We start from the raw sequence: 565 nt of genomic DNA on the forward strand, positions 1-565 counted from the left end.
TCCCAGGCCCACCATGGACGGGAGGCTCTGCCTGCGGCTTGACCCTTTGGGGCCATAGCTCAGCTGGGAGAGCGCGTGCTTTGCAAGCATGAGGTCGTCGGTTCGATCCCGTCTGGCTCCACCACTTCTTTGGGACTTGGCGTCGTGCGAACGGCAGCCGCCCGGGAAAGTGGATGTTGAGCCCGCTATCTGGAACATGAGTTTGCCGCAGCCTGGATGCTGTGAGGACCGATCGGTCCCGCAGGGTCGGCTGTTTGGCGAAGACATCAGTGACATCGTGAAGAGGGAATGTGGCCGTTGGGGCAGAGAGATCTGCCAACCCCGGCGGTCATGTTCGGCAAGCATACGGTGATCGGGTCGGAAACGACCTGATCACTGGTCTTTTTGTGACCGTGTCGGTTTTTTGGCTGGGATCCTCAGGGGTCTTGGTCCCAAAAAAACGGACATCGATCACGAGAGCGATCAAGTGCCTTAAGAGCATTCGGTGGATGCCTTGGCGCTGAGAGGCGATGAAGGACGTGGTACGCTGCGATAAGCCTTGGGGAGCTGCGAACGAGCTTTGATC

At 58.9% G+C, this 565-nt stretch carries 1 tRNA gene and 1 rRNA gene; both read left to right on the plus strand.

Features of this window, described 5'->3' with window-relative positions:
• Positions 1-48: 48 nt before the first annotated feature.
• Positions 49-124 (plus strand) — tRNA-Ala (locus tag ACLBYB_RS32715).
• Between the two features lie 336 nt (positions 125-460).
• Positions 461-565, plus strand: a 23S ribosomal RNA gene (locus ACLBYB_RS32720); the annotation flags it as partial.

Source organism: Methylobacterium sp. D54C (assembly GCF_053345595.1).